This window comes from Ureibacillus thermosphaericus, assembly GCF_012396605.1.
GTDB lineage: Bacteria > Bacillota > Bacilli > Bacillales_A > Planococcaceae > Ureibacillus > Ureibacillus thermosphaericus.
This window is the reverse complement of record NZ_JAAXPW010000053.1, coordinates 1-11,995: the sequence shown is the minus strand read 5'-3', so window position 1 is coordinate 11,995 and position 11,995 is coordinate 1. Positions and strand designations below refer to the sequence as shown.

General features: G+C 36.6%; 9 protein-coding genes, 5 tRNA genes and 1 rRNA gene. All 15 read right to left on the bottom strand.

All coding sequences use genetic code 11. The features are described from left to right. Positions 1–358: 358 nt before the first annotated feature. Positions 359–979 carry an anti-sigma factor family protein gene (locus HF990_RS14235; protein WP_016839644.1) on the bottom strand — a complete coding sequence of 207 codons (621 nt, stop codon included), beginning with the start codon at positions 977–979 and terminating at the stop codon, positions 359–361. A gap of 12 nt (positions 980–991) precedes the next feature. Continuing rightward, positions 992–1,555 (bottom strand): RNA polymerase sigma factor SigW, encoded by a 564-nt coding sequence (gene sigW / locus HF990_RS14230; RefSeq protein ID WP_016839643.1) that lies wholly within the window; start codon positions 1,553–1,555, stop codon positions 992–994. A 141-nt stretch (positions 1,556–1,696) separates the two neighbouring features. Beyond that, the gene (gene rocF / locus HF990_RS14225) at positions 1,697–2,602 is read right to left on the bottom strand and encodes an arginase (protein WP_016839642.1); all 906 of its coding nucleotides are present in this window, start codon (positions 2,600–2,602) and stop codon (positions 1,697–1,699) included. 317 nt (positions 2,603–2,919) lie between these two features. Next, positions 2,920–2,994, bottom strand: a tRNA-Gln gene (locus tag HF990_RS14220). 5 nt (positions 2,995–2,999) lie between these two features. Continuing rightward, positions 3,000–3,084: transfer RNA gene (locus HF990_RS14215), tRNA-Tyr, on the bottom strand. 22 nt (positions 3,085–3,106) lie between these two features. Further along, positions 3,107–3,182, bottom strand: a tRNA-Val gene (locus tag HF990_RS14210). An 18-nt stretch (positions 3,183–3,200) separates the two neighbouring features. After that, a tRNA-Glu gene (locus tag HF990_RS14205) sits at positions 3,201–3,272 on the bottom strand. A 150-nt stretch (positions 3,273–3,422) separates the two neighbouring features. Further along, positions 3,423–4,202, bottom strand: coding sequence for an ABC transporter ATP-binding protein (locus tag HF990_RS14200; RefSeq protein WP_016839641.1), 780 nt, complete (start codon positions 4,200–4,202; stop codon positions 3,423–3,425). A gap of 78 nt (positions 4,203–4,280) precedes the next feature. After that, the gene (locus tag HF990_RS14195) at positions 4,281–5,528 is read right to left on the bottom strand and encodes an ABC transporter substrate-binding protein (protein ID WP_016839640.1); all 1,248 of its coding nucleotides are present in this window, start codon (positions 5,526–5,528) and stop codon (positions 4,281–4,283) included. 40 nt (positions 5,529–5,568) lie between these two features. Then, the gene (locus tag HF990_RS14190; RefSeq protein WP_026019165.1) at positions 5,569–6,630 is read right to left on the bottom strand and encodes a branched-chain amino acid ABC transporter permease; all 1,062 of its coding nucleotides are present in this window, start codon (positions 6,628–6,630) and stop codon (positions 5,569–5,571) included. Positions 6,631–6,635: 5 nt separating this feature from the next. Beyond that, complete coding sequence (locus HF990_RS14185) at positions 6,636–7,517, bottom strand: branched-chain amino acid ABC transporter permease (RefSeq protein WP_016839638.1); 882 nt, start codon at positions 7,515–7,517, stop codon at positions 6,636–6,638. Continuing rightward, positions 7,492–9,411, bottom strand: coding sequence for an AMP-dependent synthetase/ligase (locus tag HF990_RS14180; RefSeq protein WP_016839637.1), 1,920 nt, complete (start codon positions 9,409–9,411; stop codon positions 7,492–7,494). The genes HF990_RS14185 and HF990_RS14180 overlap by 26 nt, the downstream gene beginning before the upstream one ends. Positions 9,412–9,423: 12 nt before the next feature. Then, entirely contained in the window at positions 9,424–10,197 is a 774-nt protein-coding gene (locus HF990_RS14175; protein ID WP_016839636.1) for an ABC transporter ATP-binding protein, read from the bottom strand. 439 nt (positions 10,198–10,636) lie between these two features. Continuing rightward, positions 10,637–10,711: transfer RNA gene (locus tag HF990_RS14170), tRNA-Asn, on the bottom strand. A 1,125-nt stretch (positions 10,712–11,836) separates the two neighbouring features. Further along, a 5S ribosomal RNA gene (gene rrf / locus HF990_RS14165) occupies positions 11,837–11,952 on the bottom strand. Positions 11,953–11,995 lie beyond the last annotated feature (43 nt).

Here is an 11,995-nt window from a genome sequence, read left to right as displayed (position 1 = left end):
AGTTTGCCGCTCGCTTCCTTCAGATTCCGCGTCACCACGGACACCCTTGCGTTAAGCTAACTGTTACTTCTGCCTTCACAGTTCGGGACTTACACCCTATAGATTACACCCATGCCAGGCGCACTAACAAAAAAATTATCATCCATTTTCGGATGATAATTTTTTGTTTAAATCATTATTGTTTCAAAAGAAGAACATACTAGCAATGCTTCTTTGCCACTTTTCAGACATTACTTTCCTGAAGAATGCATGCATAGAAACTGTATATATGTCCACGCCACATGTAAGATTACAGTTCTTTAAAAACACATTTAATTTTTGTTACATCTACTTGCTGCTGAACAATCCAATTCCTATTTTATTCTTCATCTTTTTCAAACAGTGTCACAAAGTCCGATGCCATTCGTTTAATCTCATACCATATCCATTCAAACACTTGATCGATTTCTTGAATCTGTCCCGATACAACTGCCGTAGATGCCATATACTCCCCATTAATGACGATTATATTGCCATCTACTTCTCCTTCAACTACAATATCTCCGTTTTTTACAACAATATCACCTTTTACGACTTCACCTTCAGGAACAATGACCGTTTGCCCTTCAACGATTAAGTTTGGTTGTTTCGTTACTGAAAATTTATCATCATTAAAACTTCCAAATAACGTTGCACTCATAAATAAAACAAACATTGCGGCCGCTACTAAAAATGGATGTCTTCTAAGCCATTTTTGCACGCCTACTCGACTTTTCGGTCTAGGCAGACGCTTCATTACCTTTTCCTCAAAATGTGGAGGTGCTGTAATATGCGCTGCACTTTTAATAAATGCAATCGTGTCACTCAGTTGATGCATATGTTGTTGACATTCCGTACATGTCTTCAAATGCTGTTTTAGCACTTGTTCGTGTTCACGGCTAATGTCGCCATCTAAATACTCGTGCATATAGTCAATAATGTGTTGTGGACACGTACTCATGCAATTCCCCTCCTACAATTTGTTAAGCTGCTTTCTTAACGCTTCACGACCTCTATGAATTCTAGTTTTCACCGTTCCCAAAGGCAAGTCAAGTATTTCACTTATTTCTTGAAGAGAACATTCTTCAATATATTTTAGTACTATCACCGTACGATATTTCTCAGGTAACCTGCTAATTTCATATTGGATGCGTTCTTGAAATTCCATTTGGAGAGCTACATCTTCAGGTAGATCTTCTTCATTTGCAATATGTGAATACATATTTAATCCATCAGTGCCATCTACCTCAGCATCTAAATAGTAATCTGGTTTTTTCTTACGAATTCGATCTATACACAGGTTCGTTGCTATGCGATAAAGCCAAGTTGAAAATTTCCTATTTTGATCGAACGTATGTAAATTAATATACGCCCGAACAAAAGCTTCTTGAGCAATATCTTCCGCCTCTTGCTTATTTCCAAGCATTCGATAACAAATTTGGTATAGCTTGTGCTGGTAGAGGCTCACAATATCTGAAAATGCGTTTTGATCACCTTTTAGCACTTGCTTTATTCTTTTGTTCACTAACGCATCCATGTGTTTCTCTCCACCTTTTTTGGCTTAACGTAATATACGAATGAATTCTTCACAAAGTTTCATTTTTATTTAAAATACAAAAAAAGAATTCTGACCCTAATAAAGTATAAAATACCAAATTTATCAAATAAATAGTGCATTTTACACTAATTTTTCGCCTAGCAACGACCCCATTAATGCTACCGCAGTATCAGCAGTTTTATTGCGCTCATCAAGAATTGGATTTACTTCCACAAATTCACATGAAGTAATAATTTTGGCCTCTTCCAACATTTCCATTGCTAAGTGGCTTTCTCGATAAGTAATTCCTCCAGGTACTGGCGTTCCTACTCCAGGTGTATAGATAGGGTCCAAAGCATCTAAATCAATGGAAATATGCACCCCATCAACTTCCCGCTCTCTTAAATATGCCACTGTTTCTTCTATTACTTTTGTCATACCCACTCGATCGATTTCATGCATTGTAAAAATTTTAATCCCCTTTTCTTTAATTAAAGCTCTTTCTCCCTCATCAATCGAACGAGCGCCTATAATGACCACATTTTCATATTTAATCGTTGGTGCATTTTTTGCGATATTAATTAATCGTTCATCACCAAGTCCAAGGTTTACCGCTAAAGGCATACCATGAATATTTCCGGAAGGAGTTGTTTCCGAAGTATTAATGTCTGTATGAGCATCAAACCAAATAACACCTAAATTGTTATAATGTTTTCTTATTCCAGCAATGGAACCGATAGAGATACTATGGTCTCCTCCAAGAATTACAGGAAATCTTCCTTGCTGAATAACTTCATCCACTTTGTCCGCTAATTTTTCACTAACCTCTAGAACTTCTTCTAAATTTAACAATTTCTTATCGCTAATCTCACTTTTTTTCGTTTTATGAACTGATACATTTCCTTCATCAATCACTTCATATCCTAATCTTTCTAATCTTTCAATTGCGCCAGCGTATCTCATCGCGCTTGGCCCCATATCTACCCCTCTACGTTGTTGACCATAATCTGATGGAACTCCTATAATTGATATTTTTTTTCTTTCCATAAAAACACCCCCTGATAAATTTAATTCTATAAGAGAATGATGGTTTGACTCAACTTGACAAAAAATTGTATAAATATACATAAAAAAACACAGAATATAGCGATTTCTTCATATAGAATGTATTTCAAAAATACGTTTTAACCAATCCATTAAACTTGTAAGCATGGAATTAAATTATAGTTTTTCGTGTACTCTTGACCTTTATACAATAAAAAAAATCCTTTACTCATTGAGTAAAGGATTGACTAGTTAAAATTATTTATTCGATTAACACTTTATTGAAGGGTAATATACAATCTTAAGCAATATTATTTTAGTGGCTGGGGTACCAGGATTCGAACCTGGGCATGACGGAATCAAAATCCGGTGCCTTACCGCTTGGCTATACCCCAATAAATGGTGGAGGGGGGCGGATTCGAACCGCCGAACCCAAAGGGAACGGATTTACAGTCCGTCGCGTTTAGCCACTTCGCTACCCCTCCAAATGTATATCCAAACAATATATGGTGGAGGATGACGGGATCGAACCGCCGACCCCCTGCTTGTAAGGCAGGTGCTCTCCCAGCTGAGCTAATCCTCCTAAATTAATAAAAAATAATGACCCGTACGGGATTCGAACCCGTGTTACCGCCGTGAAAGGGCGGTGTCTTAACCACTTGACCAACGGGCCATTGTCTCCTTAACAAGACAAGAATTATATTATCATGTATTACTGAACTATGCAATAGAAAAATTAAATTTTTTTTCAAAAAAATTTATAACTACCTTAAAAGTATACTAATACCTTTAAGGTAGCCAATTCTATAATTGTAAATACTTCTTACCAAACAATTCTTTGTCGGCGCCGATTGCTTCTACCTTCTTTTATATCTTTTCCAGTGCCTAAATAATGTTCACTAATATTTTTATCTTCTAATAATGCCGATGCTTCACCTTTCATTACAACCCTACCATTTTCGATAATATATCCATAATGTGCTATAGAAAGGGCGATGTTAGCATTCTGTTCGACGACTAATATCGTCAAACCTTCTTCTTCGTTAATCTTTTTTATATTCTCAAAAATTTCCTTTACAAGCAATGGGGCAATGCCCAGTGATGGTTCATCAAGCAGTAATAATTTTGGTTTTGCCATAAGTCCTCTGCCAATGGCCAACATTTGTTGTTCTCCACCAGATAAGTAACCTGCTTTTCGATGTTCAAGCATTTTTAATTTTGGGAAATATTCATAAATCTTTTCAATGTCACTTTTAATTGAAGAGCGATCTTTTCTTGTATATGCTCCTGCATATAAATTTTCTTCCACCGTTAAATCTTTAAATATTCTACGACCTTCCATACACAAAAAGATTCCCTTTTTCACCAACTGATCGGGAGAAATATTGTTTATGATTTCTCCTTGAAATTCAATTGTTCCGTCCGTAATATGTCCGTCTTCTGCAGCCAATAAACCTGAAATGGCTTTTAAAGTTGTTGATTTCCCCGCACCATTACTGCCAAGCAGTGCAACTATTTGCCCTTCTTTAACATTAAGCGAAATTCCTCGCAATGCTAGAATCATTTTTTGATAAACCGCTTCTAAATTACTCACACGAAGCATTTTTTTATCTCCTTCCATCAATCGTTAAAGAGAAAAAGGGACAATAGAATGTTGTCCCTTTCATTAATTTTGATTTTTTCAATCTTTATAGCTGAAGTAATCAGTAATTGGCTCCCATTTTCCGTTTTTCACAATACCAAGTCGAGTCATTTCTGTACCAGCATGATTATCTGGAGCAAAGGATACATTTGCAGCTAAACCGCCTAAATCTAAGTTTTGAATGGATTCAAGACCTTCGCGAATTTGTGGTCCTGTTAAATCGCCTTCAGGATATTTTTCTGCAGCGATTTTAATTGCTTCAACCATAATTTTTGCTGCAACCCATCCTTGTACAAATTTTTGGTTAATATCATCAACTGTCTTACCTTTTGCATCTAAATATTCTTTGATCTCCGCCATACCAGGCATATCTTCATACGGGAATGCATGGGAAAGGATACCTATATATCCTTCTGCAACATCTGCACCTGCAATATCAATAATTCCTTCACCTGCTGCCCAGTTTAATCCGATAAATTGCGTATCAATGCCTAATGTTTTTGCATCACGTAAAATTGTAGATGTAGCTCCCCAAGTTTGTTGAATAATAGCATAATCTGGATTTTTCTTTTCCATATTTAACAATTGAGATTGAGCTTCTGTTGCTTGAACATCAATAACTTGTTCATCAACTACTTCCACTCCAACTTCTTTTGCATATTCTTTAATATCTTCAATTGGTGAACGCCCAAATGCTGTGTCATTGTAAAGCAATGCTAAAGTTGGAGCATCGTCTCCTTCATGGTTTTCAACAATCCATTTAAGAATTGCTCGTCCTTGATCTGAATAGGAAGCAGCTGTTAAGAAATTGTATGGACTTTCATTAATATTTTTCAAGTTTTCAGAGTAAGAAGCTGAAATAAATGGTAATTGGTCTGTAGCTACTTGCTGTCTTAAAGCTTCCGTGTCACCTGTACCCCAACCTAAAATAGCAACAGCCTTTTCCTTATCACGCAATTCTTGATAAATTTTTTGCGCTTCTGGAATTTGGTAGGCGTAATCTTTACCGATTAATTTTAGGTCAAGTCCTTCCACTCCGCCTTTCATTTCTAGATACTCAAAATATGCTTTTTCTCCTTCCGCATAAGGTGTTCCTACATCTCCAGTACCACCTGTGATATCATACAAACCTCCAACAACGACTGTGCGTTTGCCTCCACTATCGCTCGAATTCGATGAACTACCATCGTTTGAAGTGCTTGGATTTGCTGAGTCTCCACCTCCACAAGCTGAAAGGATGATGAGCAACACCCCTAGCATAATCCCCAAAAGTTGTTTGCTTTTCAAACCAAAATCCCCCTTTTTTATATAAAATTTATTAACTAACTTAATAAGAGAATGGCCAAACTCTGAAATAGTTTTTTATGTTATGCCAAATATGAGCTAAACCACCCGGTTCAAAAATTAAAAACAGAATAATCGCTAAACCGAAAACAAATTCTTTAAAGGCTGAGAATAATTGGTATAAGTTAGGCATGTATGCAGTTAACAAATCAACAATAGATGTTAGTCCAACAGGTAAAAGGGTAATGAATATAGCCCCTAAAATAGATCCTAAAATGCTTCCTAACCCACCAATCAACACCATGGCGAGGTATTGAATGGAAACATGGATATTGTATAGTTCAGGACTCACAATCATTGTGTAATGAGCTAATAATGCTCCTGCAATCCCAACGAAAAAGGAACTTATAATAAAGGCTAGTACTTTATAGTAGAATAAGTTAATCCCCATAATCTGCGCAGCAATATCTCGATCTCGAACAGCTAAAAAGGCTCGCCCGACTCTCGTTCTCAATAAATTCACCGAATATATGACGGTTAAAATCAAAATGATAATCGATAAATAATAATAAGATGCGTTAGACATGAAAGAATAGCTTCCGATACTAGGCCTGCTCAATACCATTCCTGCTGTTCCACCTGTGACGCTATCCCATCGGCTGATGATGAATGTAATAATCACTTGTGCTGCCAATGTGGCAATGGCTAAATATAACCCTTTTAGTCTTAAAGATGGAATTCCAAACAATCCTCCAACCAATGCTGTCACAATACCAGCTAGCGGGAGAGAAACCCAGAAACTTAAACCATAAGTTGTAGTGAGTATCGCTGTTGTATATCCTCCTACCCCTAAAAATGCACCAACTCCGATAGAGATTTGTCCAGTAAATCCGGTTAAAATGTTTAAGCCAATTGCACCGATAGCGGAAATAGCACAAAGGGTAAGAAGCCCTACCCAATAATTCGATACGTAGAGCGGTAATGTTAGTAAAATGATGAACAAAAAAAGCCATTTTACGATTTCACTCTTCGTTCCAAAGAGTTTCATATCATCTTTATAGGATGTTTTGTAATTTCCACATTCTCTTACAAACAAATTCCTCAACAACGTCACACCCTCTCAATACCACGGCTACCAAACAAGCCATGTGGTTTTAACATTAGGATTAATAGAACCACAATAAATGGCACTACATCTTTTAATCCTCCTCCTACGAGAGGATCTAAATAACCTCCTGCCAAGTTTTGTATAATGCCAATGAGAAAACCTCCAATAATTGCCCCCATTACACTATCAAGTCCTCCAAGAATCACAACCGGTAATACTGTTAAACCAATTGCTGACATAGTAGGGCTAACTCCATTAATATTTCCAAGCAATATTCCTCCTATTGCGGCTACCATGGAGGCAATCATCCAAGTCATCGCTAAAACGAACTTTACGCTCATCCCCATGGATAATGCAGCTTGTCGATCGTCTGCAACCGCACGCATCGCTAGACCAATTTTGGAGTATTTGAAAAAAATTGAAAAAATAACTAATAAAATCATGACAATAATAAAGGACCATAAATAGACTGGTGTAATTATGATTCCTCCTATATTCAGCGGCGTCTGCGGGAACACCGGTGGAAAAGTTCTAGTTGTATGTCCCCAAATAATATGAACAGCACCAGCTAGTAAACTTGATAATCCTAGTGTTGCCATAATGACAGAAATTGTCGGTGCATTTTGTAATTGCCGAATGACTAGTCGCTCAACGACTAACCCTAAAAATGCACTAAATAATAACGTCCCTATAAATGCAACAAGGAAAGGCACGTTTAAAGCCGTCATAATGACTAAACAAACATATGGTCCAAATAATACAAATTCACCATTAGCTAGGTTTAGCGCTCCACTGGCTCGGTAAATCAAAACAAAACCGAGAGCTACAAGACCATAAATACTACCAACGACAATTCCATTAATAAGCATTTGCAAGAAGAACATCCTCAGGCACCTCCAAATTCTGCTCCAATTGAACGATGCGCAATGGAAGCTCCTCTACTGGTTCTGTTTCCGATATGCGCACTTGAATCAATTGATTATTTGAATACATTGCATCGATTAGCTCTTTATAAGCATTTTCAACGAAATTCCTTCGAATTTTTAATGTTCTTGTCAGTTCTCCTGCATCTGCTGAAAATTGTTTGTGTAAAATGATAAATCGCTTTACCCGTTCTTGTGGAGGTAATTCCTCCATTAACCTTTTTACTTCTTGTTGAATTAATTCAATCACTCTATTATTTACTGATAAATCAGAAAATTCTGTATATACTATGCGCTCTTTAGCCGCCCATCTTCCAACAGTAGTCATATCGATATTAATAAGTGCAGATAAAAATGGACGATTTTTTCCAAACACAATCGCTTCTTGAATATATGGACTGGACTTTAATATATTTTCAATTTTGTGAGGATAAATTTCTCCTTTTGGCATGACGATCACATCTTCTTTTCTATCCAAAATATAGAGATGACCATCCTTATCAATGAAACCTTTATCTCCAAGGGAAATCCATCCATCAATCACCAATTCCTGATGTTCATCGTTTAAATATCTAGAGAAAATGGCATTGTTTTTTAAATATACTAGTCCATCTTCTCCAATTTTTACTTCCGTATTTGGAAGCGCCATACCAGAACTGCCCACTTTGATATCATCATCTCGTTGAACAATGGCAATTCCCGCTACTTCTGTTCCACCATACGTCTGCTTCACATTTACACCGATGCTATGATAAAAATATAATGCTTCAGGGTGCAATGCTGCTCCTGCAACATATGCTCTTCTCGTTCTCGCTAAACCTAAATGATCGCGAATTGCACTAAAAATAATGACATCTCCAAGGAAGTACATAAAACGTTCAAATGCAGTAAGCTGGAGATTCTCCAACTTTGCCTTTGCGCGCTTATCACCATATTTTTTAAATAGTTGATATACTTTTCTTTTGAACCAACTAGCTCCTTCCATACGAACTTGAACATTTGACATGATCGATTGATACACTCTCGGAGAAGCAATTATTGTTTGTGGTCCAATTTCTCTCAAATCACCAATAACTGTATCCGAACGTTCAGGGAAATTTACTGTCAACCCAATAACTAAAGGAACCACAATCCCCATAATTTGCTCATGTATCCAAGCAAGCGGGAGAAATGAAAAATAATCATCCGTTTTTTTCATTTCATCTAGTTGAGTTAAATTTTTGGCTGCTTCAATTAGTTGATAATGGGTGTATACGGCTGCTTTTGGGTTTCCACTTGTTGCGGCACTGTAGGAAATAAGCGCTTCTCTTTGCTCTTCTAAAAGGCAAATCTGTTCTTCGAAAAAATTCGGATGTTCTTTTAATCGTTCTGCACCAATATTCAGTAATTCTTCCAAGTAAATTAGTTTTGGGTGACGATAATGTCTTAAACCTCGAGCATCATAATAAACAATATGTTCTATGAATGGGACTTCATTTTCAATTGCTAATAATTTATCCACTTGCTCCTTATCTTCAACAATGACGATTCTCGGTCTTGTATCATTCAAATAAAATCGAATTTGCTCTGGTAAAGATTCTTGATAAATTCCTACTGATATTCCACCAATTGTCTGTGCTGCAAGCTGAGCATATAGCCATTGTGGTTTATTTTCCCCTATAATGGCTAGCGTTTCCCCTTCTTTAAAATCATAATGTTTCTGTAAAGCAATCGATAATCTCTTTACATTCTCTAAGTAATGGCTCCACGTGATTTCTTTCCATATTCCCAATTGTTTCTGTCTAAAAGCTACTCCTAAAGATTCGATTTTCGCTCGTTCAAATAAAAGTGACGGTAACGTGACCGTTGTTACCATGTTTTTCCCCCTTCAAATAACTGTTTCTTCTCCAATATAAGCTTTTATTACATCTGGATTTTCTCTTACTTCCTTAGGTGTTCCAAAACCTATGCGTTTCCCAAAATCCAACACTGCGATGTGATTAGATAAGCTCATTACAACACCTAAATCATGTTCAATAAGTACTACTGTAATTTTCATGACTTCATGCATATCTAATATAAATTGAGACATTCTTTCTTTTTCGGCACCATTCATCCCAGCCATTGGTTCGTCCAATAAAATCAGCTCGGGATTTAAGGCTAACGCTCGGCCTACTTCTACTCTCTTTTGTAGTCCATATGGAAGAGTGCCAACTGGTTTATGTCGAATATCCTGTAACTCTAAAAACTCTATTACTTCTTCTACTTTTTCACGATGTTCTATTTCTTCTTTTGATGCTTTACCAACATAAATTCCACCACTAAACACACCTGATTTCATTAATGTATGTCTACCTAATTTAATATTGTCCAATACTGACATATGCGCAAATAACGCAATATTTTGGAAAGCCCGTGCAATTCCAAGGGTTGTTCGTTCATAAGGTTTCATATTAGTTATATCTTTCCCTTTATAGCGGATTGAGCCGCTTGTTGGATGATACAATCCACTAATACAATTCAACATGCTTGTCTTTCCCGCACCATTTGGACCTATAAGTGAGAATATTTCTCCTTCGTTAATATGAAATGAAACTTGATCTAAAGCTTTCACTCCTCCAAAGTGTAATGAAACATTTTCTATCTCCAATATCGGCCCCAATAAAGTTCCCCCTTTTAGTTTATTAGTTACATTAGCAGTTAATAGATGAGATGTTTTGTATAATATACTAATCTTTTTTCTTATTTATGAATAAAATTTTCTAATTTTTGAGATTTTTTATAACAAAATACCCCCTTACTTTTTATTAGTAAGAGGGTATAAAATATTAAATTATTCTAATATGATATTTTAGTCATATGGAACATTAATAGTGTTGTGCTGATTTAAGAAAATTGTTTTATCATAAAATAAATAAACTATTCTTCTATTATAAAATTTTTCCTACTTGTATACTTTATATTGTATTGTAAACATGGAAACTGTATTTAAAAATAATAGATGTTTTGCTGAGGAATTTGGAATATATCTAATAGAATGGTGTTAACGATATTGTAAGAAAATTGATAGAGGCATTGTTATTGTAAAAATGCAAAAAAAATGGCTCCGAAGGTAGGATTCGAACCTACGACCAATCGGTTAACAGCCGATTGCTCTACCACTGAGCTACTTCGGAACAATGAAAAATTTATAATGTTATTGCATACAAAATATATTATATCCATTTTTATCATTTTTACAAGTGGATTATTATATTTTTTTGCCGCTAAATGTTATTTTGCTCTCATCTTTTAAACCGTTAGATTTTTACTTGCGAAATAAGCACCACTTTGCCGTGGTATTATGGAAAAGCAACGTCCTACCCTCACAAGGGGGGCCCCTTTCTACCATCGGCGTTAACTCCGAAGCACGTTGACCGGCGAATTTCTGTGTCAGCTTCCCGCAGTCCGGTGCTCGTACACTGTATCTTCTCTTTTTTATTGAAATTAAATGTTATATATGCTTTTTCTTTTGTAGTGTTTCTTTAGTTGTACTGCGGTTTATTGAACTCGAGTGGACTTTTTGTCCTTGTTGTTATTTTCAATTAAATGCTGTAAATATTAACTATTTATTGTTTTTTTAAACCGTTGGGTTTTCACTTGTGAAATTGGCATTTTACAGTGGCATATTAAAAAACAACGTCCTACTCTCACAAGGAGGGCCCCTTTCTACCATCGGCGCTAACTCCGAAGCACGTTGACCAGTGAATTTCTGCGTCAGCTTCCGCAGTCCGGTGCTCGTACACTGTATCTTCTCTTTTTTATTGAAATTAAATGTTATATATGCTTTTTCTTTTGTAGTGTTTCTTTAGTTGTACTGCGGTTTATTGAACTCGAGTGGACTTTTTGTCCTTGTTGTTATTTTCAATTAAATGCTGTAAATATTAACTATTTATTGTTTTTTTAAACCGTTGGGTTTTCACTTGTGAAATTGGCATTTTACAGTGGCATATTAAAAAACAACGTCCTACTCTCACAAGGAGGGCCCCTTTCTACCATCGGCGCTAACTCCGAAGCACGTTGACCAGTGAATTTCTGTGTCAGCTTCTTCAGTCCGGTGCTCACGTACATAGTACGCTCCGCTCCGGGCTGCCTCGCTTCCTTGAACTTCTTGGTCTCCGTGCTTCTCGTTTCCTCCAAATAATTGTTTTTCTTTCGTTTTAAATGCCACTCCTCTATCGCGCCGATCGGACTTTCAGTCCTTGGTAGTAAGGGGCATAAAAAAAGCCACTACCGACCTTACGTCAGTAATAGCTTTTTGAGCCTAGCAACGTCCTACTCTCACAAGGGGAAGCCCCTTACTACCATCGGCGCTAAAGAGCTTAACTTCCGTGTTCGGTATGGGAACGGGTGTGACCTCTTTGCCATCGTCACTAGACTCATTTGATTATGTATGTAATTTCAGAGAGGTTATTCTCTCA

Excerpts from the sequence above, each read along its gene's own strand:
- rocF (WP_016839642.1), bottom strand. The coding sequence starts at position 2,602 with ATGGAAAGAAAAAAAATATCAATTATAGGAGTTCCATCAGATTATGGT.
- HF990_RS14185 (WP_016839638.1), bottom strand. The coding sequence starts at position 7,517 with ATGTTCTTCTTGCAAATGCTTATTAATGGAATTGTCGTTGGTAGTATT.
- HF990_RS14200 (WP_016839641.1), bottom strand. The coding sequence starts at position 4,202 with ATGCTTCGTGTGAGTAATTTAGAAGCGGTTTATCAAAAAATGATTCTA.
- sigW (WP_016839643.1), bottom strand. The coding sequence starts at position 1,555 with ATGGATGCGTTAGTGAACAAAAGAATAAAGCAAGTGCTAAAAGGTGAT.
- HF990_RS14180 (WP_016839637.1), bottom strand. The coding sequence starts at position 9,411 with ATGGTAACAACGGTCACGTTACCGTCACTTTTATTTGAACGAGCGAAA.
- HF990_RS14235 (WP_016839644.1), bottom strand. The coding sequence starts at position 979 with ATGAGTACGTGTCCACAACACATTATTGACTATATGCACGAGTATTTA.